The sequence below is a fragment of the Xanthomonas hydrangeae genome, from assembly GCF_032697525.1.
In the GTDB taxonomy this organism is placed as follows: Bacteria; Pseudomonadota; Gammaproteobacteria; order Xanthomonadales; family Xanthomonadaceae; genus Xanthomonas; species Xanthomonas hydrangeae.
Genome location: NZ_CP103836.1, coordinates 163,402 through 188,653, shown reverse-complemented (window position 1 = coordinate 188,653; position 25,252 = coordinate 163,402). Strand labels below are relative to the sequence as shown.

Below are 25,252 nucleotides of genomic sequence, written 5' to 3'. Positions count from 1 at the left end.
GCCTGGTTAGTCGAGCGCGCGGTGCCCTCACCGCTTGCGGGACACGCCGCAAGTACGTCCATGTAGGCTCGGTGGCGGCATCCATGCCGCCACACGGTCCCGCAAGCGGCGAGGGCACCGCACCAGAGAGTTCGTAGGCCGCTTCGTTGAAAGCCTGTTTGTTATTCGTTCGCGTTGCGACGCTGATCAAGAGCGCCATCATTCGCGCCGTCATCTAAAAAACGCGCGTATTGCACTGCTTGCAACCATGCACACCGACCATCCTGATCGGCCCTTGCCCGCCCACCGTCGCGGGACCTTACGCGGCATGGATGCCGCGTAAGAGCCTACAAGGACGTACTTGCGGCGTGTCCCGCGACGGTGGGCGGGCAAGGACCCTGCAGCCAAGCCACAGATCAGCCTGTCAGCTTGCGGCGTGTCCCGCGACGGTGGGCGGGCAAGGGCCCTGCAGCCAAGACACAGATCAGCCGCTCTGCTTTGCGGCGTGTCCCGCGATGGTGGGCGGGCAAGGGCCCTGCAGCAAATCCGCAGATCAACCGCTCTGCAACCAATCTGCCGAAATGTCCAATCGCGTAAAGAAAACCGCGATCTCGCGTCCACATCAACGCAACAGGGCGCGATTCGCATCGCGCCCTGTTGCGTTTCTACTTCTTGATCAACCGATCACCGATCAACAGCAACGAAACCCGCTCTTGCCGCCGTACCGCGCGTCCTGGCGCTCGCGGAAGAAGGCCGGGTAGTCCATCACCGGTTTGTCGGGATGTTTTTCCAGCATGTGGCGCACGTAGTTATCGTAATCGGGAATGCCGCAGCACAGGCGTGCGGTCTGGATCAGGCGTCGCCAGATGCGGCGATGCACCTGGTATTGGCTGGCAAGGACGAGTTGGGTGCCCATTACAGGTCCGCCATCTGATGTGGCTGCAAGGCCACGTAGGGGGTTTCGCGGTCGCTACGCTGCGGGTTGCGGCGCGCAATCACGATGGTCTTGACCGCGTAGATCAGGATCGAGCCCACCACGAACAGGAACAGTACCGTCAGCCCCGTGTTGACGTAGGCGTTGGTGACGATCTGCTGCATCTGCGCCACCGTCTTGGCCGGCGCGGTGATGGTGTTGCTGGCGATCGCGTCCTGATACTTGTGCGCCTGCGCCAGGAAACCCTGCGCCGGGTTGCTGTCGAAGATCTTGATCAGCCCTGCATACGTGGTGCAGATCAGCAGCCACAGCGCTGGCACGATGGTGACCCAGGCGTAGCGGTCGCGCTTCATCTTGAACAGCACCACCGTGCCCAGCATCAGCGCGATCCCGGCCAGCATCTGGTTGGAGATGCCGAACAACGGCCACAAGGTCTGGATGCCGCCGAACGGATCGATCACGCCGGTGTAAAGCAGATACCCCCACAGCGCCACGCACCCGGCGGTGGCGATGATGTTGGCGGTCCACGACTCGGTCTTCTTCAATGCCGGGATGAAGTTGCCCAGCAGGTCCTGCAGCATGAAGCGGCCCGCGCGCGTACCCGCATCCACCGCGGTGAGGATGAACAGCGCTTCGAACAGGATGGCGAAGTGGTACCAGAACGCCATGGTGTCTTCGCCCGGCAGCAGCTGGTGCAGGATCTGCGCGATCCCCACGGCCAGTGTGGGCGCACCACCGGCGCGTGCCAGGATGCTGTGCTCGCCGATGTCCTTTGCGGTGGCTTCCAAAATCTCGGGAGTGATCGCAAAGCCCCACTCGGAGACTTTTGCGGCTACCGCCACGGTGTCGCTGCCGACCAGCGAAGCAGGGCTGTTCATCGCGAAGTAGATGCCCGGCTCGATGATCGAGGCCGCTACCAGCGCCATCACCGCCACGAACGATTCCATCAACATGCCGCCATAGCCGATGTAGCGCATGTGGCCTTCGTTGGCGAGCAGCTTGGGCGTGGTGCCCGAGGCGATCAGCGCGTGGAAGCCGGAGACTGCGCCACACGCAATCGTGATGAACAGGAACGGGAAGATGCCGCCCTTCCACACCGGACCGTCGCCGGTGGAGGCAAACTGTGTCAGGGCCGGCATCTTGAGGTCCGGCATGACCACCAGGATGCCGATCGCCAGCGCCAGGATCGTGCCGATCTTGAGGAAGGTGGACAGGTAATCGCGCGGTGCCAGCAGCAGCCACACCGGCAACACCGAGGCGACGAAGCCATAGCCGATCAACATCCAGGTGATCCGCTTGGCGGTGAAGGTGAAGGCCGGGCCCCAGCTCGGGTCGGCGGCAACCTTGCCGCCCAGCCAGATCGCGCCCAGCAACAGGATCAGCCCGACCACCGAAATCTCGCCGATCTTGCCGACCCGGATGTAGCGCATGTACACGCCCATCATCAACGCGATCGGCATCGTGGCGATCACCGTGAACATGCCCCACGGGCTTTCCGCCAATGCCTTGACCACCACCATCGCCAGCACCGCCAGGATGATGATCATGATCAGGAAGGCGCCGAACAAGGCGATGGTGCCGGGCACCTGGCCCATTTCCTCGCGCACCAGATCGCCCAGCGAGCGGCCGTTGCGGCGGCTGGACAGAAACAGCACCACGAAGTCCTGCACTGCGCCGGCAAACACCACGCCGACCACCAGCCACAGCAGCCCGGGCAGGTAGCCCATCTGTGCGGCAAGCACCGGGCCGACCAAGGGCCCGGCGCCGGCAATCGCGGCGAAGTGGTGGCCGAACAGCACATGCTTGTTGGTGGGCACGTAGTCCAGGCCGTCGTTATTGCTCACCGCCGGCGTGGCGCGGGTGATATCCAGCTGCATCACCTTGTCGGCGATGAACAGGCTGTAGAACCGGTAGGCGATCAGATAGATCGAGACGGCGGCAACCACGATCCACAACGCGTTGATATGTTCGCCGCGCCTGAGCGCCACGGTACCCAGACAGAACGCGGCCAGCAGCGCCAGCGCGCCCCAGGCCAACTTCGAGAACCCTTTCATGCATGCCCCTCAGGAACGATTCACTTAAGGGTCACCCCCTGCCTGCCTGCGGTCAATGGCGCCGTTCCGGGCCGGAGTAAAACTTTAGTTGTAGAGCGTCTTGGCTGCAGTGGGCGATCGCGTCGTGGCAGTCAGCCGCAGCAGCCGGACGCGGCAGCCAGGCAATAGAACGATCGGTTGCGCCGGCCGCGGTTGGGACGCCTGTCGCGCGCATCCATCATGTGAGGCTATTCAATCCGCACAGGGAGAGTTCGATGAGCGCCACCTCCACCACCGCAGCGGTGCTGCGCACGATTCGCGGCATGCCCACCTCCGACGGAGCCGGGGTCAAGCTGACCCGCGTGATCGGCACCCAACAGCTGCCGGACCTGGATCCGTTTCTGATGCTGGACGAGTTCGGTACCGACAAGGCCGAAGACTATCTGGCCGGATTCCCCAGCCACCCGCATCGCGGCTTCGAGACGGTGACCTACATGCTCGACGGCCGCATGCGGCACAAGGACAACCACGGCAACGAGGGCCTGCTGACCCCGGGCAGCGTGCAGTGGATGACTGCCGGGCGCGGGCTGATCCATTCGGAAATGCCCGAGCAGGAATCCGGGCGCATGCGCGGCTTCCAGCTGTGGGTGAACCTGCCGGCGCGCGACAAGATGACCGAGCCCAAGTATCAGGAATACGCACCGGAGAGCATTCCGGTCGCGCAGCCGGCGCCCGGTGTGACGGTCAAGGTGATCGCCGGAACCGTGGGCCAGGTGCGCGGGCCGATCGTGCAACCTGCCACCGACCCGCTGTATCTGGATATCGCACTCGCGCCGAACGTCAGCTGGGACTACGTGCTGCCCAGCGGGCACAACGCGTTTGCGTATGCCTTCGAAGGCGCGCTGACGGTGGGCGAGGGCGATGCCGCGCGTGCGCTGCCGGCGCAGGAGCTGGCGGTGCTGGGCGGTGGCGAGCGTTTGACGCTACGGGCCGGTGCAGACGGTGCGCAGCTGATCCTGGTCGCGGGCCGCCCGCTCAACGAGCCGGTGATGCGGCACGGCCCGTTCGTGATGAATACCAAGCAGGAATTGATGCAGGCCTTCGTCGATTTCCAGGAGGGTCGGTTTTGAACCGGCCCGCTCGATCCACCGTGGGAGAGCGTCATGAGTGACAGACCCGTCAGCGTCAGCACCGGCGCAGTGCCGTACACCGTGAGCATCCACGATGGTCGGCACACCTGGAGCGGCGACACCCGGCCGGCCAACGGCGGTGCCGACGCCGGGCCGGATCCCGAGTCGCAGGTGTTGGGCGCGTTGGGTGCCTGCACTGCGATCACGGTGTCGATGGTGGCAACGCGCAAGCAGTGGCCGCTGACGGCGGTGCATGTGCATCTGCATTACGCCCAGCGCGGCGCTGCGGGCACGGTGATCACGCGTGAGATCGTGCTCGACGGTGCGCTGGATGAGGATCAGCGCACGCGCCTGCTGGAAGTGGCCGAGAAATGCCCGATCCATCGCCTGCTGACCGGGCAGTTGCAAATCGACAGCGCATTGCAAACCGGCACAGTGGCAGACACTGGAACAACCCAAACCTGAGAATGCGCGACGCGGCCCGGCCGGCCGATCAGCGACGGTTAGCTCGTCGCTGGTCATCGCTCATCGCTGCTTGAGTACCATGCCGCGTGGATTGCAGCCCGGATGGGTTTAGCGCTGTAACGCCAGGCTGGCCGGCTGCAGATCCATGTTCTGCACCAGCGACTGCATCAAGGCCAGCTCTTCGGTATTGGCGCCGTCGATCCACAGCTGTGCGTAGCGCTTCTTGCCCAGTTCGACCACGGTGACGCGGCGCGATTCCATGCCCGGCAGCTGACGGCCGCCCAGATCGAGCTTGTACCAGTAAAAGTCTTCCTGCTGGATCTGGCCTTTTTCGGCGCGTCGGTCACGTGCCAGCGTCATTGCCGGGTCGCGGGTGGTGAGCATGACGCCCACGACCTGGCGACCGTCGGCCGTCACGGCCTTGCAGACCAGATAGTCGGCGCCTGCGAGTTCGTTCCATTGCAGGCCGGAGGCCGGCGGCAGTGGCGGGCAGACCGGCGAGGTTTGTGCGTAAGCGGTAACGGCGGCCAACAGCAAGCTCAGGCCGACAAGGCAGGATGCGGACTTCATTCAAGTGTTCCCCGGCGATGGATGACTGCGCAGGGGCGATGCCTTCCAGCGTGTCGTCGTCACAGCCCGTGCGCTCCCCGCCCGGCTGTGCCTCGCACGCAACATGCCCCCGACCTAGAGCGACATCACTACCACAGTTTTGTCTGCAAGCTCAAGCGTGGTCGCAAGCATGGCTGGAATTGGCTGTGCGCAGGGGCACCCGGGCTTCGGGATCGATTCGAGACTTGGCGCATCACCGCGCCCGTATCGCTGTCTTCAGGGGTAGTTGACCGGCTTGGGCGCCGGGGTTTCCGGCAATGGAATGAATTCCTTGTCGTCGCCGGGAATGCTGCCGAAACGACCGGCCTGCCAGTCGTCCTTGGCCTGCTCGATGCGCTCCTTGGAGCTGGACACGAAGTTCCACCATAGGTGACGCGGGCCATCCAGCGGCTCGCCGCCGAGCAGCATCGCCTTGACCGGCGTCCTGGCACGCAGCCGTCCGCGCGCGCCGGGCGAGGGAATGATCAGATGGCGGGCGGGAACATCCGCGCCGTCCAGTTGCGCATCGCCTTCCAGAATGTAGAGCGCGCGTTCGAGGTGGCCGGTGTCCAGATCGATTTCGGCATCGGGCTGCAGATCGATCGCCACGTTGAGCGTATCGCTGAAGACCTTGACCGGCGATTCTTCGCCATAGGCACGTCCGGCGATCACGCGCAGCAAGGCGCCATCGCGGCGTTGTTGCGGCAGGCTGGCGGCGGCGTGGTGATAGAACGCCGGTGCGGTTTCTTCGGCCGAGCGCGGCAGCGCGACCCAGGTCTGCATGCCGTGCAACGCATGCGCGCGGGCGCGCTCGGGGCCGGGCGTGCGTTCGGAATGGGCGATGCCGCGGCCGGCGGTCATCCAGTTGACGTCGCCGGCGCGAATCACCTGATCGGAGCCGAGCGTGTCGCGGTGGCCGATCTCGCCGGACCACAGGAAGGTGACCGTGGCCAGGCCGATATGCGGATGCGGGCGCACGTCGATGCCGTGATCCGGTTCCAGCACGGCCGGGCCCATCTGGTCGACGAACACGAACGGGCCGATGCTGCGCGCCTGGAGGGTGGGCACGGCGCGGCGAACTTCCAGCCCGCCGATGTCATGGACGCGTGGAGCGATGATCGTGGTCATGGCGGCGGCTCGTGGCGATCGTAAAGAGAACGCAAGCTTCGCACGCGCGCGCGATGGCGGCCGAGTGGTTGGGCAAGACGGTACGTTGCGCGTTGTTGCCGGCGCCGGCGGTCAGCCCAGCAGGTCGCCTTGCACGTCGGACATGACCTCGCCGCGCCGCGAGGCCAGCCGGTCGGCCAGACGCGTGGGCTCGGGCAGGCGATACGCGCGCAGCGTGCGCAGTGTCCACGCGAGCGCGCCCTGCATGGAGACGCGATGCCCGGGCGAGACGATCAGCGGGTTGCAGCGCGGCTTGCTGCGCAGCGCCCAGCCGATCTGCGCGCCGCCGAGCAGGATCGGGCTGTGCTCGCCGCGTTCGGGTCCGGGTTCGGTAAAGCTGCCGGCCAGGCGCTGCTTGGCCACCCCGATGCACGGCAACCCGGTCACCACGCCGAAATGCGCGGCGATGCCCAGCTTGCGCGGATGCGCGATGCCCTGGCCGTCGATGAAGACCAGATCAGGCGTGCGCGAGAGCAACGCCAGTGCCTGCAGCAACGCAGGCAGTTCGCGAAAACTGAGCAGGCCGGGCACATACGGCATCGAGGTGGGCAAGCGCGCCACATGCGTTTCCAGCGGCAGCAGCGTGTGCGCATCCAGCAGCACCGCTGCGGCGCGCGTGGTCTGGCCATCGTCTTCGAAGCCGACGTCGAAACCGGCCAGCACCCGCGGTGCCGTACTGACTTGATCCTGCACCACCACGCGCTGTGCCAGTTGCTGTTGCAACTGTCTTGCCTGAAGGATGCTGCCGTCCCAACCGGCAAAGACGGGAGTGTTCGTCGCTTGCATGGTCACAGCATCGCGCGCCGCAGGTGGCGATCTCGTGCACGCCAGCGATGCGCTGGCTGCCGCTACAATCGCAGACTGATCGGCCCCCCATCGGAGAACCTGAGTGACCCGCAAACTCGTACTGCTGCGCCATGGCCAGAGCCAATGGAATCTGGACAACCGTTTCACCGGCTGGGTGGATGTGGAACTCACCGAGCAGGGCCGCCAGGAAGCCGCTACCGCCGGCAAGCTGATGAAGGACGAGGGCCTGCAGTTCGATGCGGCCCACACCTCGGTGCTCAAGCGCGCCATCCACACGCTGCAGGGCGCTTTGAAGGAGCTCGACCAGGACTGGCTGCCGGTCTCCAAGAGCTGGCGCCTCAACGAGCGCCATTACGGCGGCCTGCAGGGCCTGGACAAGGCCGAAACCGCCGCCAAGCACGGCGAGGAACAGGTCAAGATCTGGCGCCGTTCCTACGACATTCCGCCGCCGGCGATGGACGTCGACGATCCGGGTCATCCGTGCCACGACCGCCGTTACGCCACGCTGGATCGCAATGCATTGCCGGGCACCGAGTCGCTGGCGACCACGCTGGTGCGCGTGCTGCCGTACTGGCACGACGCGATCGCGCCGCAGTTGAAGGCCGGGCAGACCGTGCTGGTGACCGCGCACGGCAACTCGCTGCGCGCGCTGTACAAGTACCTCAACGCTGTCTCCAAAGAGCAGATCCTGGAGCTCAACATCCCGACCGGCATCCCCTTGCTGTTCGAGCTGGACGACGAGCTGCAGGTGCAGAGCTTTCGCTACCTGGGCGACCCGGAAGCGGCCAAGCGCGCTGCCGAAGCGGTGGCCAATCAGGGCAAGGCGAAGTAAGCGCGGCGTTCGCTGGCTGCGCTGCGTGCATTGCGCGTAGCGCGTCGCGGGTTTCGCTTCGCGCGGTCGATGAGGCCTGCGGGTTTGAAGCGTGAGCGGTGCCTGTTCGTGGATCGAACAGGCGCCGCATGCGGGTGTTCTTGCAGGGGAGACATGATGTCCGGCAAACGTAAAACGCAGCAGATGAGTGCCACTTACTGCCGCGCGTATCTGGTGACGTTGGGGCTGCTGTTGGCCGGTGGGGGCGGTGCGTTCGGTGTGCTGGCCAATGGCCGTGTGTCCGGTTCGGCGATGGGGGTGGCGCTGCTGATCTGCGTCGTTGGGGTGTTGCTGCTGGCGTTCGGGCTGTTTGGGCCGTCGCGGCAGATGGAATCCTGGGCGGACGCAGCTTCCGGGCATGAGATCGCGCTGGTGCTGATGGTGTTGGCGTATCCGGTGTACCTGTTGATGGCACCGTTTTACGCACGCAAGTAACTGCATTCGATGGCGCGTCATGCGCCGGAACGCAGCGTTCGATCAGTTGACGACAGGACGTCGTGAGCGCCCGGTTGGATGGCATAGATGATTTTTCCCCAAAGCGCGATTTCTGACGTCAGGGCGTCGTGGTGTCGCTGCAATGACTTGCGTGGTTGTCTTTCGGACGATCGCCTACTTTTCGACTGCGCATGACGCGGTCTTGTGCCTTGGAGAATTCAATGATGTTGAGCAAGTTCGCCCCGCTATCGCTTGCGGTGGCCATCGCGGTGATGCTGTCGGCGTGTGGCAAATCCGATGACGCTGCAAAGCCGGCGTTTACTGCGCCACAGGCCGCGCCGACCAGGGTGGATGTCTCCAAGCTCGATGCGCCGATCGTGGCGTTCGGCATCAACGATCTGGATCCGGCCATCAACGCGTGCCAGGACCTCAACGGATTCGTCAACGCCAAGTGGCTCAAGGCCAACCCGGTGCCGCCCGATCGCACCAGCTGGGGCAGTTTCGAAGTGCTGGCCGAGCGTTCCTTGACCATCCAGCATGCATTGGTGGAGCAACTTGCGCGCGGCAATCTGTCGGCCGGCTCGGTGGATGCCAAGATCGCCGACCTGTGGCGCACCGGTTCGGACGAGGCGGCGATCGACAAGGCCGGCATCGCCCCGCTGCAGCCGCAGTTGAAGGCCATCGACGCGCTGACCGATGCGCCGGCCATCGCGGCGTGGTTGCGCAATAGCTATGCGCAGGGCCAGGGCTTCATGTTCTCGTTCGGCGCCAATGCCGATTACAAGCATTCCGAGCAGATGATCGCCTACGCGGGGCAGGGCGGTCTGGGCCTGCCCGAGAAGGGCTATTACACCGATCCGGCGCAGGCCAGGATCCGCGAGCAGTACGTGGCCTACATCGCACGCGTGCTGGAATTGTCCGGCGTTCCGGCAGCGCAGGCGGCCACGCAGGCCAAGGCGGTGATGGCGTTCGAAACGCGCCTGGCCAATGCCTCGCTGTCGCGCATCGAACTGCGCGACCCGGCCAAGCGTTACAACCCGGTCGATGTGGCCGGCGCCAACGCAGTGACGCCGCACTTCGATTGGCAGGCGTTTTTCAGCGCGCTCAAAATACCGGCAGTGACCTTCTCGTTGAGCCAGCCGGGCTACTTTGCCGAGCTCGATGCAATGCTGGCCGACACGCCGCTGGAGACCTGGAAGGCGTACCTGCGCTTCCACAGCGTGGATGAGGCAGCGCCGTATCTGGCCAAGCCGTTCGAGCAGGCCAACTTCGATTTCTACGCCAAGACGCTACGTGGTCAAAAAGACATGCTGCCGCGCTGGAAGCGCACCTTGAACGCTGTCAACGAGGCAATGGGCGAGGCGCTGGGCCAGCTCTATGTGCAATCTGCGTTCTCTGCCGAGTCGAAGGAGCAGATGCAGCAGCTGGTGCAGAACCTCTCCGTCGCGCTCAAGGCGCGGCTGGAAAAACTCGACTGGATGAGCGCGGAAACCAAGCAGCGTGCATTGGAAAAATGGGCCAGCTTCACGCCCAAGATCGGCTACCCGGATCAGTGGCGCGATTGGTCGGGCCTGGAAACCCGTGGCGATGGGTTTCTGGCCAATATGCAGGCCGCGCAGGCGTTCAACTATCGCTACATGCTGGACAAGATCGGCAAGCCGGTCGACAAGCGCGAGTGGCACATGACCCCGCAAACGGTGAACGCGTACTACAACGCCACCCGCAACGAGATCGTGTTTCCGGCGGCGATTTTGCAGCCGCCGTTCTTCGATCCCAAGGCCGACCCGGCGTTGAACTACGGCGGTATCGGCGCGGTGATCGGGCACGAGATGATGCATGGCTACGACGATTCGGGCAGCCAGTTCGATGCCAAGGGCAACTTCGATACCTGGTGGACCGATGCGGACCGCAAGCTGTTCACTCAGCGCACCGATCAGCTGGTGACGCAATTCGATGGCTACGAGGCGATCCCTGGCGTACACGTCAAAGGCAAGCTGACCCTGGGCGAAAACATCGGCGATCTCGGTGGCCTGACCGTGGCCTTCGATGCATTGCAGATGGCATTGCAGGAACAGCCGGACGCCAACAAACAGATCGATGGCTATACGCAGGATCAGCGCTTCTTCATGAACTGGGCCACGGTGTGGCGCCGCAACTTCACCGATGGCGAATTGCGCGTGCGCTTGAACACCGACCCGCATGCGCCGGCCAATTTCCGCGCCAATGGTGCGCCGTCGAACATGCCGGCGTTTGCGCAGGCATTCCAGTGCAAGCCGGGCGATGCGATGGTGCGTGGGGACAAGGATCGCGTCGCGATCTGGTAAGCGTGATTGCATCCGGCGAGCACTGTTGCGGCAGTGCTCGCCGAAAACCCGCTGTTTTTGCGGGGTTTGTCGAGCTCGCTTGTGCGCTAGCGTCTGCACATCGGCATGCATGTGCAGCGTCTAGACTGCCGCGCTCTGCAATACGGGGCCGGCAGTGACAAAGCGAAACATCTTCAAATGGATCGGCATCGGGGCGCTGGTGCTCGTGCTGGGTAGCGTGCTGTCGCTGTACGGTTACGGCCGCTTTGCCGATCGCCAGCGTGGCCCGGCGAGTCATGCGTTGCCAGCCACCGCATTGGCGACGCCGATCGATCACGTCGTCGCGCCGTTGCAGCAGGCGCATGCCGATCAAACCGGCATGGTGATCCTGCCCGACAATATCGATGCGTTTGCGGTGCGCGCGCTCACCGCGCGTGCGGCCGGGCGTAGCCTGGATCTGCAGTACTACATCTGGCATGCCGATTTCACCGGCAACCTGTTGCATAACGAACTGTTGCACGCGGCCGATCGCGGCGTGCGCGTGCGCCTGCTGCTGGACGACATGAACATCCACGGCAGCGATTCGGTGCTGGCAGCACTCGATAGTCATCCGTTGATCGAGATCCGCTTGTTCAATCCCACCCGCGCGCGCGAAGGCACGTTGATGCGTGGTGTGGAGATGGTGCTGCGCATGTTCAGCATCAACCGACGCATGCACAACAAAGCCTGGATCGCCGATGGCCGCATCGCGGTTGTAGGTGGCCGCAATGTGGGCGACGAGTATTTCGACGCGGCGCGCGACACCAACTTCATGGACATGGACGCAGCGGTGATGGGGCCGGCCGTGGGCCAGGCCGAGCAGGTGTTCGATGCCTACTGGAACAGCCCCAATGCGCTGCCGCTGGCCGCGCTGGTGACGGCCAAGCCGCAGGCACTGGATGCGTTGCGCGGCAGTCTGGATGCCGGGCTGGAATCGGCACGCGCGCATCCCTACGTGGAGCGGCTGCGTCGATCGCCCAGCGTGCAGGCGTTGACGCAGGGCGAGCGCAAGGTGCATTGGCTGGATCGGGCGCGCATCGTCTCCGACCCGCCGCAAAAGGCCGAGGGCGCGCCGCCGCAAGCGGACTGGATGACGCCGACCTTGATCGGCGAGATGGCGCACGCGCAGCGCGAATTGAAAGTGATTTCGCCGTATTTCGTGCCGGGTGAAGAAGGCATGCGCTGGATCGGCGCGTTGCGTCGGCGCGATGTGCGCGTCAGCGTGTTGACCAATTCGTTGGCTGCCAATGATGTGGTGGCGGTGCACAGCGGTTACGCCGATTACCGGGTGCCCTTGCTCACGCAAGGCGTGCGCCTGCACGAGCTCAAGCCGATGGGCAAGCCGGACGGCAGCCTGTTCGGTTCCAGCGGTGCCAGCCTGCATACCAAGGCGTTTGTGGTGGACGACAGCAGCGGTTTCATCGGATCGTTCAACCTCGATCCGCGCTCGATGAACCTCAATACCGAGATGGGTTTGCTGTTCGACGACCGCACTGTGACCGCAGAGTTGGAACGCTTGTACAGCCACAAGGTCAGTGCAGCGCTGAGTTATCGCGTGACCCTGGACCAGGGTGAGCTGCGCTGGCACGACGATGCGGCGCAACCGCCCGAGGTGTGGTCGCAAGAGCCGGCAGCGAGCGTGTGGCGGCGTGGTGCAGCGACGGTGATGGGCTGGTTGCCGTTGGAGTCGCAGTTGTAACGCCCGTGCTCTTTGCGCAGCGCGTTACTGCAGCTGCGTCACTATCTCGCGTGCCATCGCGCCCAGCGGCAGGATGCGGTCGGCGCCGCCGCGCTTGATCGCTTCCTTGGGCATGCCGAACACGATGCTGGTGTGCTCGTCCTGCGCCACGGTGCGTGCGCCGGCCTGACGCATTTCCAGCAGGCCGGCAGCGCCGTCGTCGCCCATGCCGGTCATGATGATGCCCAGTGCATTGCTGCCGGCGGCGCGTGCGGCGGAGCGGAACAGCACATCCACCGACGGACGATGGCGGTTGACCGGCGGGCCTTCCATGACCTCGACGAAGTACTGCGCGCCACTGCGGCGCAGCAGCAGGTGCTTGCCGCCGGGTGCGATCAACGCGCGGCCCGGCATCACCCGATCGTTGTTGGCGGCCTCTTTCACTGCGATCTGGCACAAACCATTCAGGCGCGCGGCAAAGGCAGCAGTGAATTTCTCCGGCATGTGCTGCACGATCACGATGCCGGGGCACACGCGCGGCAACGCGGTCAGCACTTCTTCCAGCGCCTGGGTGCCGCCGGTGGAGGTGCCGATGGCGACGATGCGCTCGGTGGTCTGCGCCAGCGCGCGCCCGCTCTGCGCCGGCAGGATCACATCGGCGGTGTGCTTGACCTCCGCTTCCAACGGCACCGCAGTGACGCGCGCGGCCAGCCGTTTGACGTTGGCGCGTGCGGCGCTGCGCACGGTATTGACCAGTTCGTCGGCCGAATCGGTGAGGAATTGCTTGAGCCCCAGCCGCGGTTTGGTCACCACCGCCACCGCGCCGGCGGCCAGCGCATCCATGGTGACGCGCGCGCCTTTTTCGGTGAGCGTGGAGCAGATCACTACCGGCGTAGGCCGCTCGCTCATGATCTTGCGCAGGAAGGTGATGCCGTCCATGCGCGGCATTTCCACATCCAGCACGATCACGTCCGGCCATTGCTTGCGCATCTTCTCGATCGCCAGCAGCGGGTCGGCTGCAGTGGAGATGACCTCGATGTCGGCCGCGTCATTGAGCACGCTCACCAGCACCTGGCGCACCACCGCCGAGTCGTCGACGACCATGGCCTTGATGGTCTTGGTGCTGGCAGCCGGGCTGGCGGCGGGGCGGTTGAAGGCTGTCGACACGGGCGATCCTTGGCTCAGGCCTTGCGGAAAATCGAGGGTGCCACCTGGACCAGATCGATGTCGAGTTCGCTCAGGCTTTCCGAATGGCCGATGCAGAAATGCCCGCCCGATTTGAGATTGGACAGCACGCGCAGGATCACCTCGCGCTTGGTCTGGCCATTGAAATAGATCATGACGTTGCGCAGGAAGATCGCATCGAAGCTGCCCAGCGCCGGCAACGCGGTATTGAGGTTGGCGTGCACGAACTTCACCCGATCGCGCAGCCGGCGTTCCACCAGCAAGGTGCCTTCGTACTCGCCCTGGCCACGCAGGCAATAGCGTTTGAGATACGCCTGCGGAATGCCGTCGATGCGCTGCAGGGCGTAATGCCCGGTGCGTGCCTTGGCCAGCACGCGGGTGCTGATGTCGCTGCCAACCACCTCGAACGGGCGGCCTTGCAAGGTGTCGTCCAGCACCATCGCCATGCTGTAGGCCTCTTCGCCGCTGGAGCTGGCTGCGCTCCAGCACCGCAGCGGCAGGCCGCCGCGATGGTCGCCAGCCAGCTTGCGCAGCAGCTCGAAGTGCTTGGGCTCGCGGAAAAAATAGGTTTCGTTGGTGGTCAGCAGGTCGATCGCGGTCTGGATCTCGGCGCGATCCTGGCGGCTTTCCAGCAACTGCAGATACTGCGTGTAGTTGCTGAACTGATGTTCGCGCAGGCGCTTGCCCAGGCGGCCGCACAACATGGCTTTTTTGCCGGAGGAAATGCTGATGCCGGCCGCTTCGAAGATGAAGCGCTGGAAGCGGCCGAATTCCTGTTCGGTGATGGCGGTGGCGGTGCTCATGGTCAGGCGACATCCGCATCGCTGGCCAGCGCGCTGTCGCTCAGGCGCGCGATGCGCACGGCGTGTTCGCGCCACCATTCCGACAGCATCGGCCCGGGCATCGGCGAGCCCATCAGATAGCCTTGCGCCAGATCGCAGCCGAGCTCGCGCAGCAGGCGCCAGTCCTCGGGTGTTTCCACGCCCTCGGCCACGGCAGTCAGTTCAAGCCGGTGCGCCAGTTCCAATGTGGATTCGAGCACGGTGCGCTGGCTGCGGCTGCGATGCGCGGCATGCACGAAGCTGCGGTCCAGTTTGAGTTCGGTGAACGGAATGCTGGCCAGGCGCTGCAGCGAGGAGAATCCCGTGCCGTAATCGTCGATCGACAGACCAAAGCCATGCAGACGCAGTCGCGCCAGCATGCTCAAGGCATTGGCCGGCTCCACGATGGCGCTTTCGGTGAGTTCCAGCACTAGATCGGCGGGGCTCAGGCCGTTGTCGCTCAGCTTGGCGCATAGCTGTTCGAGAAAACCCTGCTCGCTGAGCAGATTGGGTGACAGGTTCAGTGCCAGGCTCAGTGCGAAGCCTTCTGCACGCCAGTCCACCAATTGCGCGATCGCCTTGTCGATCACCTGCTGGGTCAATGCGTGGATCAGGCCTTCGCGTTCGGCCAGCGGGATGAAGCGGTCCGGTCCGATCATGTCGCCTTGCGGGCGGCGCCAGCGGGCGAGCGCTTCCACACCGCGCAGGCGGCCATCCTTGAGATCGAGTTTGGGTTGATAGGCCACACGGATTTCGCCGCGGCGCATGGCGCGGTCCAGTCGCGACGCGGCCGCGCCACCGCTGGACATCAGCGGCGAGATCGGCATCGGCGCAAATACCGTCGGGTTGGCGGCGAGTTCGGGTTCGCACTCCAGCACGGTGGCCAGGTCCTGCAGATGCATCGGTTTTTCGATGCCGCCGAGCACGCGTACGCCGGCGCTGCGGCTGAGCTGCATCACCGCATCGATCAGGGCGCCACCGCGTTGCGAGACCACCACCACCGGTACGCTGTACTTGCCGCGCGCCAGCGCGTCGAGCAGCTGCACGCCGTCCATGCCTGGCATTTCCAGATCGATCAGCAGCAGCGATGGTGCGATGGCGCTGCTCAACCAGGCCAGCGCAGCGTGGCCGTCCACCGCGCCATCGACCGCAACGGCACCCAGTTGGCGGCACAGCGCCATCGCATGCTCGCGCTGGACCACGCTGTCGTCGACGACCAATACCGGGCCGTCCAGCGCGCAGCTGCAGGAGAGAAGGGTGGGGCGCATGGGAGTCCTTGCGTGCATGCGGAGCATGTCAGGCCGCCAGCTCGGCGACAGGAAGCTGGGCGAGGGTGTCGTTGCTCAGCACGGCATCGGCATCGAGCAGGATCACGAAGCGCTCGCCGATCTTGGCCATGGCCTGGATGAAATCGCGGGCGATGCCGGCGCCGAAGCTGGGCGCGCCGGCGATGTCGTCGGGCGCGATGTCCAGCACTTCGCTGACCGCATCCGCCAGCAAGCCGAGCACCTGCTGCGTACCGCCATGGGCGATCTCCACGATCACGATGCAGCTGCGCTTGGTGATTGCGCTGGCGCTGCGGCCGAAGCGTTGCTGCAGATCCACCACCGGCACCACAGCGCCGCGCAGGTTGATCACCCCGCGCAGGGCCGGCGGCATCATCGGCACGTCGGTGGGCGTGCGGTACTCGATGATTTCCTTGATGCCGAGAATGCCCAGGCCGAACATCTCCGTGCCCAGCAGAAAGGTCAGGTATTGCTGCGGTGCCGTCGAGGACGGCGCACTGGTGGTGATGGCTGCGCTGTGCGATTGCATCGTCGGTTCCTCAGAAGCTGGCGAACTGCGATTCGTCGATCGCATCGGCGGTGGCCGCCACCGCGCTGATCTGGCGCACGTTGCTGCGACGCGGCGGTGCGCTGACCGCGGTGCTGCTGCCATGCGTTGCGATCCGGCGCGGGCCAGGCTTGTTGCTGGGCGATGCCGCCGCACGCGAGCCGTTGCCGAGCCGGAAGAAGCCCATCAACTGCTGCAGCTGCTCGGCCTGCGCGCTCATTTCCTCCGAGGTGGCGGCCAGTTCTTCGGCATTGGCAGCGGCCGACTGCGTGGTCTGGTTCAACTGGCCGACGGCGGTGTTGATCTGGCTGACGCCGGCGGTCTGTTCTTCGGAGGCAGCGGCGATTTCCTGCACCAGGTCGGAGGTGCGGCGGATCGAGGGCACCATCTCGCCGAGCACGCGGCCGGCGCTTTCGGCCAGCTCCACGCTGGAACCGGCCACCTCGCCGATTTCCTGCGCGGCGATCTGGCTGCGCTCGGCCAGCTTGCGCACTTCCGCCGCGACCACCGCAAAGCCCTTGCCGTGCTCGCCGGCGCGCGCGGCCTCGATGGCGGCGTTGAGCGCCAGCAAATTGGTCTGGTAGGCGATGTCGTCGATGATGCCGATCTTCTTGGCGATGTCCTTCATCGCCACCACCGTGGCGCGCACGGTGTCGCCGCCGTCGGCCGCTTCGCTGGCGGCCTTGGCGGCCATGCTGTCGGTGACGCGCGCGTTCTCGGTGTTCTGTGCGATGGAGGCGGTCATCTGTTCCAGCGAGGCGCTGGTCTCTTCCACGCCGGCTGCCTGCTCGCTGGCGGCCTGTGCAAGCGCCTGCGCGGTGGCACTGACCTGTTCCGAGGCGCTGGCCAGGTTCTCGGCGTTGCGGTTGACCTCATCGACGATCTCGGTCAGCCGGCTCATGGTGGTGTTGACGTAGCGCTGCATGTCGGCGAAGGCGCCTTCGTAGCGGCCTTCCACGGTGTGGGTGAGGTCGCCGTCGGCCATCGCGCCCATCACCTGGATCACCTCGGAAATGCTGCGCAGGTTGCCGCGTGCCCGCTCCACGGTGTCGTTGATGAAGGCCTTCTTGCCCGGCAGCTGCGCCAGCGGGGCATCGAAGTTGCCGCGACCGAATTCGGCCACCACGCCCATCGCCAGTTTCTTCACCGCGATATGCGCGCCCACCATCTGGTTGATGCCGGTGGCCATGCTGCGGAAATCGCCATCGAAGCCGCTGCTGTCGATGACCACATCGATATCGCCGGCTTCGTGTTCGGCCGACATGTGGTTGATCTCGCGGATCAGGCCGGTGAGGTTGCCGCGCACCTGTTCCAGGGTGTCGTTGATGAAGCGCTTCTTGCCCGGCAGCAGCGGCAGCTGCGCGGTGAAGTTGCCGCGGCCGAACTCGGCCACGCAGGCGATGGCCTGCTTCTTGACCGCGATGTGGCTGGCGACCATCGCATTGATACCTTCGGCCATGCGGCGGAAATCGCCGGTGAAACGTTGCGTGTCGATGACCACGTCGATATCGCCGGCATCGTGCTCGCTCGCCATGCGGTTGACCTCGGCGACCATGCCGGTGAGGTTGCCGCGGATCTGGTCGACGATCTCGTTGATGAAGGCCTTCTTGCCCGGCAGGCGCTCGAGCTCGGCGGAGAAGTTGCCGCGGCCGAACTCGGCCACGCAGGCCATGGCCTGTTTCTTCACCGCGATATGGTTGGCGACCATGCGGTTGATGCCTTCGCCCATCGTGCGGAAGTCGCCGTCGAAACGCGCCACGTCGATACGGACATCGATCTCGCCGGCGTCGTGTTCCTGCGAGACGCGGTTGATCTCGTCGTTGACATGGCGAATGCTGCTTTGCACCTTGCGCAGTGCACGCAAGACCTCACAAGCCTGCTCATCGCGCACCTGCGGCATGGCCACATCGAAGTTGCCGCGTGCGAATGCGTCCAGGGTGGTGGTGGCGATACTCAACGAGTCGTTGGCGATGCGGATCGACCAGGCCAGCAATGCGCCGCTGACGAGGGCGGCCACCACGCTGGCGGCGAGCAGGGCGCCGTGCGACAGCGTCAGCGCAAAGCCGGCCACGACCACGACGACGGGCAGAACAAGGGCGAGGGCGGCGGTAAACCACAACTGGGTGGCGATTGGGAGACGGTGTGACATGGCGGCAGCTTCCTGGGGTCAGGGAACAACGAATAACGCGGTGATGTGGGGAGTGATGGTGTAAACGCTCAGGCCGCCAGGGCGTCCTGGTTGGGATGCAATTGCTGGAGCAGGCTGGGCACATCCAGAATCAGCGCGACATCGCCACTGCCCAGGATGCTGGAGCCACTGATGCCCTTGACCTGTGCGAAGACCTTGGACAACGGCTTGATCACGGTTTGCCATTCGCCCAGCAGCGTGTCCACGACCAGGCCGAAGCGCTGCGCGCCCTGGCGGATCACCACGATACTTTCGCGTGCAGGTGTCTTGCCGCCGAGCGCGAACAATTCGCGCAGGCGCACATACGGCAGCACGCTGCCGCGCAGATCGATGTAGTCGCTGGCGTAGTCGGGCGTGAACTCCACGCATTCCTCCACCACATCCAGCGGCACCACGAACACCGACTTGCCGACACCGACCTGGAAGCCGTTGATGATGGCCAGCGTCAGCGGCAGCCGCACCGAAATGGTGGTGCCCACGCCGGCGGCGCTGTCGATCTCCACAGTGCCGCGCAGCGCGGTGATGTTGCGCTTGACCACGTCCATGCCAACGCCGCGCCCGGACAGGTTGGTGACTTTTTCCGCAGTGGAAAACCCTGGCTCGAAGATCATCGCGAACACGTCGCGGTCGCTGAGCTGGCGGCCCGGCTCGATCAGCCCGCGTTCCAGCGCCTTGGCCAGGATGCGGTCGCGGTTCAAGCCGCCGCCGTCGTCGGTGATCTGGATGACGATGCTGCCGGAGTCGTGATAGGCGTTCAGGCCCACGGTGCCTCGTGCTGGCTTGCCGCACGCCACACGCACATCTGCCGGCTCGATGCCGTGGTCCATCGCGTTGCGCACCAGATGGGTGAGCGGGTCGCCGATCTTTTCCACCACCGACTTGTCCAGCTCGGTGTCTTCGCCGGCCACCACCAGCGCGATGTCCTTGCCGAGTTCGCGCGCCACGTCGTGCACTACGCGCTGGAAGCGGCCGAAGGTGCCGCCGATCTTGACCATGCGCAGTTGCAGGGCGCTCTCGCGTACGTCTTCCACCAGGCCGGCCAGGATCGAGGCCGATTCCAACAACTGGGCGTCGCCGGTGCGCTGCGCGTTGGCGTTGGTGCCGGCCACCGCGATGATGAGTTCGCCGACCAGATCGATCATGCGATCGAGTTTGTCGGCGTCCACACGGATCGAGCGCGCTTCGGCGTTGCGTGAGGCGGGGTCCTGGGGGGCGCGTGGCGGCGTTGCAGCCGAGGTTGAATTGGGCACTGCCGCGAGCGTGCTGGCGACCGGTGCACTAGCCGCAGGCTCGCTGACGAGAAGGGCGGCAGCCTCGGTCGGTGCCGGCACCGAGGTGATCTCAAGATCGCAATCCTCGCGCACGAACTCGAACACGTCTTCGATTGCGGCGCGGTCGGCATCGCTGCGCAACAGGATCTGGAAACCGAGATAGTTGGCTTCCGGATCGAGCGCTTCGAAGCTCGGCAATTGGCTGTAGTCGGTGCTGATCGATTCGACCGAACCCAGGCCGCGCAGATTGCGAATCAGCTTGAGCGGCGAGTTGCCGAAGCGCAGCGCATCGGCAAACAGCGTCAACGAAATACGCCAGTAACCACTTTGTTTTTCAGGTGTGCCGAGCTGGATGGCGGCCTCAGTGACGCCGCACACGCTGCCTTGCAGATAGGTCTGCAGTTGCGCCAGCAATGGCTCGGCCTCGGTCGCCAATGCGGCCGCATCGGCGTGGCTTGGATCGGCCGCGGTTTCCACCAAGGCATGGATGTGGTCGCAGCACACCAGCAGCAGCGCGATCAATTCAGAGCTCAGGCTCAGCGCTTCATCGCGCACCAGATCCAGCACGCTTTCCAGCACATGGGTGAAGCCGACCAGCTGCGGCAAATCGAACAAGCCGCCCGAGCCCTTGATGGTATGCGCCGCGCGAAAGATCGCGTTGACCGCATCGGGCGAAGACTCGCCACGCTCGGCTTCGAGCAGATGGCGTTCCATGTCTTCGAGCAGATCCCGGCTCTCGGCCAGAAAGGTCTGCATCAGCTGGTTCATGTCCATGCGCGTGTTACCTGTCCGTTAGTGAATGCGTTCGCCGAGGCACGCGACCGCATGCGGGTACAGCGCTTCGAGCAGGCCCAGCAGTTCGATCACATCGACCACCGCACGGCTGGAATCGGTGAGCGAAAATGGCCGCCCATCGGCCTGGATCGCCTGCTTGGTGGCCAGCAGCAACTGCAGGCCGGTGGTGTCGATCTCGCTGACCGCAGCGAGGTCCAGATGCAATCCACCCGGGTGCAGCAATGCCGGCTGCAAGAGCGGCTTGAGTTCTGCAGCGCGACGGATCGTCATCTCGCCTTCCAGGGCGAGTGTCAGTGGCGCGGGTAGAGCGGACAGTGGCGTGTTCATTGATGCCTCAAGCGATGCGATGGCGCACGGATGCGCGCCATGACGCGGAAGAAGGTCGCTCCGGCGTGGGCTTGCGTGGGCAGCTCTGCACACGGGGACATGCCGGTCTATGCAGGTATCGGCGCGCGGCGGGAATATTTAGGCAAAATTCAGTGCGGTGACGGATTTGAGAAATCCATCACTGCCTGGGCATTAATTGCTCAGGTTTGTCGCAAGCAGGCTCGGGAGTCGAATGTCCCGGACAGTCCTGCGGGACAGATAGCCGCATTCCGGCCGAATTCTTTAATGCGTGTGGGATGGATTTTCTGCAGTGCCATTGCAGAGAATACGCATTAAAAAGGCAACCGTGTCGTGGGCCGGCATCGCAGAGTGCGATGGGTTTTGGTGAAAGTGCCGCATCGAGTTCGCATATCCTTGCTCCGCGATTGCAACGCGATCGACGCGTCCTTGCGTCGTCTATTGTCGAGATCGGTGCGCGAAGCAAACGCAACCGATGAAGCAGGCCTTTACCTCGGCGCCAGCATCGTCAACAAGCCACGCGCAGCGTTGAAACGATCCACACCTTCCGGCAGCGGCAGCTTGATGCGCAGCTTGTTCGGGCCGTCCATGGTGTAGATCTTGGGCTGCTTCTGGACCACTAATGCCAGCTTACAGATGATCCACTCGGCGTCTCTGGCGTTGCTGTTAACGAGCCTTTGAACAGGCTCTTAGCCAGTGGTCCGCCAGGCAAGGCGCCTAGACCAGAGGTCGCAGGTCGCCACTCTCACGCAAAATTTGCGTTAGCCTCGACACTGAGAACATTAGGAACGACTAGGGATCTGGACCCATGCGGTGGAAAAGGACGAGTTCTTGGCCGGCAGCAAAGTAGCGGCCAAGATACTGTTCGATGCGATCAAGCATCAGCGGCAATCCTCGCAATTCAAAGCGCTCACCGCACTTTGCCAGCCTAAGATTTCCTTAAAGGATTTTAACTCTTCAGGGTCTGAGTATGTGGCCTGCGAAATGCTAGCAGGATCGTTGATAGTGCTGGCTCACAAAATCATTGACCTGCATGGCGCCTCGCCGGTTAAGGGAACAGGTGCGCTGCACTTTGAATCTGAAATCAACCGTCTAATCCACGATTATCCGGGTGCCCGGATCAAGAAGAAGTTCGAACTTCCTCTGAAATTTTGCGTTGGCAGAGAAGTGGGACACCTGCCCCTAGGCGTCATCGTTCATGGGGCGAGAAACCAGTACTGCCACTTTGGAGAGAGTCGTCGTCTCGACCCTATCAACGAGCTCGTGTTCAATCATCTGCAGCAACTTTACGCCGACGCAGAGTGGCTAAACTTCGATGCAAAAGCCGGGGGCAGAATACTCGCGCTCACTGCAACGTCCACGCTCTACTGGACCGCTGACGAGAACGATGGAGGCGCTGGATTCGAAAGATTTTGCGAGGACATGTCAGATGTCATTGGGCAGGCCTACTGAGCTAATCGCCGGGTGAAATTCACGCGTACCTGCGCGTGATGCACTTCTGGCGATGTGTTTTCTCAGCTCCGTGGCTAGCTAAGCCGTGCAGATGGTTTGCGGTATCTGAGCTTGACGGAGCGGCGAGCCTGCTGCAGGCCACGCTTGCTGACAGCGCAGGAGGGGCCGATATCGCGCTTTCGCTCAATGTCGGTAAAGCTTGCTTAAACGGTATCTGCGTCCAATAGATTGCCCGGCAAATGTCTGTGAGGAGATTAAATGACGATATCGTCATTTATGGGGTCAAGGTGAACGCTAACAACCAACAAACTTTTCGAACGCCTAGAAGGGGGGAGACCTAAGTAACCTCTGAACAACGCACCACAGATACGCGACACTACCCGCCTCATGTTGAGGAGTGATCCATGCAACTGACGTTCGGTGACGCTGAGGGCCTGGGCAAGCGCAAGCAGACACGGCGCGAGATCTTTCTGGCCGAGATGGAGCAGGTGGTTCCGTGGGAGCAATTGCTCGGTCTGATCGCGCCGCACTACCCGATGTCGGGTCGGCCGGGTCGGCAGCCCTACGCCCTGGCGACGATGTTGCGGATTCATCTGCTGCAGCACTGGTATGTGTTGAGCGATCGGGCGATGGAAGAAGCGTTGCATGAGATCCCGACCTTACGGCGTTTTGCCCAGCTCGGCGGCTTGGACAATGTTCCTGACGAGACCACGATTCTCAACTTTCGCCGTCTGCTGGAAACCCATGGCCTTGCCGCGCAGATGCTGGAGGCCGTCAACGCGCATCTGGCGCGCAAGGGTCAGAGCCTACGGTCGGGCACGATCGTCGATGCAACGCTGATCGCTGCGCCCAGTTCGACCAAGAACGCCGACCATGCGCGCGACCCTGAAATGCATCAGACCAGGAAGGGCAGTCAGTGGTATTTCGGGATGAAGGCGCACGTCGGCGTGGATGAGTTTTCCGGGCTGGTGCACCACGTCCATTGCACAGCGGCCAATGTCGCCGATGTCACGGTGACGCACGCGCTCCTGCACGGTAAGGAAGACAGTGTGTTTGGCGACAGCGGCTACACCGGTGCAGACAAACGCGAAGAACTGCAGACCTGCGAGGCAGCATTTTTCATTGCCGCTAAACGCTCGACGATGCAAGCCATTGGCAACAAACGTGAGCGTGCTCAGGAAGCGCGTTGGGAACACTTCAAAGCCAGTGTGCGCGCAAAGGTGGAACATCCGTTTCGCGTGATCAAGCGCCAGTTCGGCTACACCAAGGTCCGCTATCGCGGCCTGGTCAAGAACACGGCGCAGGTGCTGACGTTGTTTGCGCTGTCAAACCTGTGGATGAAGCGCAAGCAGTTACTGTCCGCCGCGGGGGGCGTGCGCCTGTAATCGGGATATGACGTCCGGATCGCGCCGAAAAATGTGCAAATTCCGACGATCCAAACGCAGTTCCTTGGAGAAATGCACGTCCCGCGTCCTCAGGTCTCATTGATCAGACCATCCCTAGTAGCGGTACCCACCTCCGTCAAACCGGTGGGTTTTTTGTGCCTGCATTTTTTTGCAGGTGCAGCCGACGTGATGCCTGCGTCGGGACGGCGGCTAATACAACACCCTTCGGGGAAATACGCCCGCCGACTACTAGCGGTTTCTAACCTCCCGATATCCCGTCGCCACGTGGCGGCGGGGCCTGTTCGGCAAGGAGGATTTGTCATGCGTCAACCGCCGTCCAGCCCCAACAATGCGCGCAAGCGTGTACCACATCAGCCCAAGCGCGACGCGGTCTGGCGCATCGTGGAGTCATCATCTCCTCGCATGCTCACAGCCGGCGAAGTAGGGCAGCAAATGCCGCAGATCTTGCACGTCAGCAACGCGCCGCGCGCCGCCCGCGTCCACCACAGCAGTGCACCATTGGCTATGGCTACTATGCTGCCAGCCAGCAACGCGTGCCGACGTTGCGCCTGCGCGGCCGCTGGCTGGAGCAACTGGGCTTTGTCATTGGCAGCAAGCTTGATATCCGCATGCGCGACGGCGAACTGGTGGTGAGCTTGGCCCGTAAGGACTGAGCAGCTTGCTGTGCAACATCGCCACCCGCGCGATCCTGCAACCGGCCTTGGTCGAGCATTCTCACGCGGTTGCCTTCATCCAGCACTCGCCGCCATCGTCGCAGCAAGTGCAACGCGAGCAGATGTTGTATCGCTACCGCCTTGTGGGGACAGAGTTGTAGCCACAGTGGCGCGAGGCGATCGAGCTGGCGTCGCAGCGTTGTGTTTCTTGGATGCAGGAAGAGCCCGCTTTGCTATATTCCGCTGAGTGTGCATTGTCTGATACCCACCTAATTTACTCCCGCGCCCCTCGACATGGAGTCCCCCCGACATGTTCAACATTCCTAATCTGCATCTGGCAAGAAAAAAGCCGGGCGAGCCGTGGCCGCTGCGGTTTGATAGTTATTCGTTTGATCCGCGGTGTTATCACGTTATGCGGTGCAGCATCATCTTTGCGCGGCAGCAGCATTCCAGTTATCTAGACAAGCCCTCTGGTGCGCCCCCCAAGCCGAACTGGAAAGATGACTGGACAGGCGGCTTCGGCAGTACCGAAGAGTTCGAGACGCGCGGGTTTCCATCGACGGTGGATATCCGCTGGACCGCAATGGACGGCGTGGAGCGCTATGTCGAGATCGATTTTGAGACGATCTTTCCAGGCCATTTGATCTTGCACAACGTCCCCAAAGAGGATGTTGATGAATTTTTCTTGGTCTATGGCTACTCGGCAAACGGGCGGCATCACGTTTACATCTTGCTGGAAGTCAATGACCGCACGATCAATGTGTATATGCGTAGCCGGATTTTGACGAAACACCTGGCTGATCCAGAGCATGATCCCAATCTGAAAATCAGCCGAGGGGAACTGATCCTGGCCTGGACCAAGACCTACTGACGG

At 63.5% G+C, this 25,252-nt stretch carries 22 protein-coding genes and 1 pseudogene; 10 read left to right on the top strand and 13 right to left on the bottom strand.

Annotation, left to right across the window (positions count from 1 at the left end; translation table 11 throughout):
- Nucleotides 1-670: 670 nt before the first annotated feature.
- Together NYR97_RS00765 and NYR97_RS00760 are read right to left on the bottom strand one after the other, a co-directional pair.
- On the bottom strand, nucleotides 671-895 hold the full coding sequence (locus NYR97_RS00765; protein WP_005926176.1) for a YbdD/YjiX family protein: 225 nt from the start codon (nucleotides 893-895) through the stop codon (nucleotides 671-673).
- A complete protein-coding gene (locus tag NYR97_RS00760; RefSeq protein ID WP_316696046.1) occupies nucleotides 895-2,967 on the bottom strand; it encodes a carbon starvation CstA family protein in 2,073 nt (690 codons plus the stop codon). The genes NYR97_RS00765 and NYR97_RS00760 overlap by 1 nt, the downstream gene beginning before the upstream one ends.
- A gap of 254 nt (nucleotides 2,968-3,221) precedes the next feature.
- On the opposite strand from NYR97_RS00760, the gene NYR97_RS00755 reads away from it, so the two are divergent.
- The gene (locus NYR97_RS00755; RefSeq protein ID WP_316696045.1) at nucleotides 3,222-4,076 is read left to right on the top strand and encodes a pirin family protein; all 855 of its coding nucleotides are present in this window, start codon (nucleotides 3,222-3,224) and stop codon (nucleotides 4,074-4,076) included.
- Between the two features lie 33 nt (nucleotides 4,077-4,109).
- On the top strand, nucleotides 4,110-4,541 hold the full coding sequence (locus tag NYR97_RS00750) for an OsmC family protein (RefSeq protein WP_316696043.1): 432 nt from the start codon (nucleotides 4,110-4,112) through the stop codon (nucleotides 4,539-4,541).
- Between the two features lie 108 nt (nucleotides 4,542-4,649).
- Here NYR97_RS00750 and NYR97_RS00745 read toward each other — a convergent pair whose 3' ends face one another.
- The 3 genes from NYR97_RS00745 to nfi all read right to left on the bottom strand — a co-directional run bounded on the left by NYR97_RS00745 (nucleotide 4,650) and on the right by nfi (nucleotide 7,082).
- Entirely contained in the window at nucleotides 4,650-5,111 is a 462-nt protein-coding gene (locus tag NYR97_RS00745; RefSeq protein ID WP_316696042.1) for a hypothetical protein, read from the bottom strand.
- A 255-nt stretch (nucleotides 5,112-5,366) separates the two neighbouring features.
- Entirely contained in the window at nucleotides 5,367-6,257 is an 891-nt protein-coding gene (locus NYR97_RS00740) for a pirin family protein (protein WP_316696041.1), read from the bottom strand.
- A gap of 111 nt (nucleotides 6,258-6,368) precedes the next feature.
- Nucleotides 6,369-7,082 (bottom strand): deoxyribonuclease V, encoded by a 714-nt coding sequence (gene nfi / locus NYR97_RS00735; protein WP_316696040.1) that lies wholly within the window; start codon nucleotides 7,080-7,082, stop codon nucleotides 6,369-6,371.
- A gap of 103 nt (nucleotides 7,083-7,185) precedes the next feature.
- Here nfi and gpmA point away from each other — a divergent pair, with 103 nt between their 5' ends.
- The 4 genes from gpmA to NYR97_RS00715 all read left to right on the top strand — a co-directional run bounded on the left by gpmA (nucleotide 7,186) and on the right by NYR97_RS00715 (nucleotide 12,450).
- Entirely contained in the window at nucleotides 7,186-7,935 is a 750-nt protein-coding gene (gpmA, locus tag NYR97_RS00730) for a 2,3-diphosphoglycerate-dependent phosphoglycerate mutase (RefSeq protein ID WP_316696039.1), read from the top strand.
- Nucleotides 7,936-8,091: 156 nt separating this feature from the next.
- The gene (locus NYR97_RS00725) at nucleotides 8,092-8,409 is read left to right on the top strand and encodes a hypothetical protein (protein ID WP_316696038.1); all 318 of its coding nucleotides are present in this window, start codon (nucleotides 8,092-8,094) and stop codon (nucleotides 8,407-8,409) included.
- 221 nt (nucleotides 8,410-8,630) lie between these two features.
- Nucleotides 8,631-10,733 (top strand): M13 family metallopeptidase, encoded by a 2,103-nt coding sequence (locus tag NYR97_RS00720; RefSeq protein WP_316696037.1) that lies wholly within the window; start codon nucleotides 8,631-8,633, stop codon nucleotides 10,731-10,733.
- A gap of 154 nt (nucleotides 10,734-10,887) precedes the next feature.
- Nucleotides 10,888-12,450 (top strand): phospholipase D family protein, encoded by a 1,563-nt coding sequence (locus NYR97_RS00715; protein ID WP_316696035.1) that lies wholly within the window; start codon nucleotides 10,888-10,890, stop codon nucleotides 12,448-12,450.
- 24 nt (nucleotides 12,451-12,474) lie between these two features.
- On the opposite strand, the gene NYR97_RS00710 is transcribed toward NYR97_RS00715, so the two are convergent.
- From NYR97_RS00710 to NYR97_RS00675, 8 genes and pseudogenes are all read right to left on the bottom strand, one after another.
- Complete coding sequence (locus NYR97_RS00710) at nucleotides 12,475-13,614, bottom strand: protein-glutamate methylesterase/protein-glutamine glutaminase (protein ID WP_316698464.1); 1,140 nt, start codon at nucleotides 13,612-13,614, stop codon at nucleotides 12,475-12,477.
- Nucleotides 13,611-14,417 carry a CheR family methyltransferase gene (locus NYR97_RS00705; protein ID WP_316696033.1) on the bottom strand — a complete coding sequence of 269 codons (807 nt, stop codon included), beginning with the start codon at nucleotides 14,415-14,417 and terminating at the stop codon, nucleotides 13,611-13,613. The genes NYR97_RS00710 and NYR97_RS00705 overlap by 4 nt, the downstream gene beginning before the upstream one ends.
- A 2-nt stretch (nucleotides 14,418-14,419) precedes the next feature.
- On the bottom strand, nucleotides 14,420-15,703 hold the full coding sequence (locus tag NYR97_RS00700) for an EAL domain-containing response regulator (RefSeq protein WP_316696032.1): 1,284 nt from the start codon (nucleotides 15,701-15,703) through the stop codon (nucleotides 14,420-14,422).
- 28 nt (nucleotides 15,704-15,731) lie between these two features.
- Nucleotides 15,732-16,250, bottom strand: a complete 519-nt coding sequence (locus NYR97_RS00695) for a chemotaxis protein CheW (protein WP_316696030.1) — start codon at nucleotides 16,248-16,250, stop codon at nucleotides 15,732-15,734.
- 10 nt (nucleotides 16,251-16,260) lie between these two features.
- Nucleotides 16,261-18,417: a methyl-accepting chemotaxis protein gene (locus NYR97_RS00690; protein ID WP_316696028.1), complete on the bottom strand. Its 2,157-nt coding sequence runs from the start codon at nucleotides 18,415-18,417 to the stop codon at nucleotides 16,261-16,263.
- A 68-nt stretch (nucleotides 18,418-18,485) separates the two neighbouring features.
- Entirely contained in the window at nucleotides 18,486-20,501 is a 2,016-nt protein-coding gene (locus NYR97_RS00685) for a chemotaxis protein CheA (RefSeq protein ID WP_316696027.1), read from the bottom strand.
- Nucleotides 20,502-20,519: 18 nt separating this feature from the next.
- Nucleotides 20,520-20,849, bottom strand: a complete 330-nt coding sequence (locus tag NYR97_RS00680; protein ID WP_006451387.1) for an STAS domain-containing protein — start codon at nucleotides 20,847-20,849, stop codon at nucleotides 20,520-20,522.
- 506 nt (nucleotides 20,850-21,355) lie between these two features.
- Nucleotides 21,356-21,487: pseudogene (locus NYR97_RS00675) on the bottom strand (hypothetical protein); the annotation flags it as partial.
- 193 nt (nucleotides 21,488-21,680) lie between these two features.
- On the opposite strand from NYR97_RS00675, the gene NYR97_RS00670 reads away from it, so the two are divergent.
- The 4 genes from NYR97_RS00670 (at nucleotide 21,681) to NYR97_RS00655 (ending at nucleotide 25,249) form a co-directional block, all read left to right on the top strand.
- Nucleotides 21,681-22,319, top strand: a complete 639-nt coding sequence (locus NYR97_RS00670) for a hypothetical protein (RefSeq protein ID WP_316696023.1) — start codon at nucleotides 21,681-21,683, stop codon at nucleotides 22,317-22,319.
- Nucleotides 22,320-22,723: 404 nt separating this feature from the next.
- Nucleotides 22,724-23,704, top strand: coding sequence for an IS5 family transposase (locus NYR97_RS00665; protein WP_316696022.1), 981 nt, complete (start codon nucleotides 22,724-22,726; stop codon nucleotides 23,702-23,704).
- A gap of 554 nt (nucleotides 23,705-24,258) precedes the next feature.
- The gene (locus tag NYR97_RS00660) at nucleotides 24,259-24,378 is read left to right on the top strand and encodes a SymE family type I addiction module toxin (protein ID WP_316696021.1); all 120 of its coding nucleotides are present in this window, start codon (nucleotides 24,259-24,261) and stop codon (nucleotides 24,376-24,378) included.
- A 310-nt stretch (nucleotides 24,379-24,688) separates the two neighbouring features.
- A complete protein-coding gene (locus tag NYR97_RS00655) occupies nucleotides 24,689-25,249 on the top strand; it encodes a hypothetical protein (protein ID WP_023904555.1) in 561 nt (186 codons plus the stop codon).
- The last annotated feature ends 3 nt before the right edge of the window (nucleotides 25,250-25,252 follow it).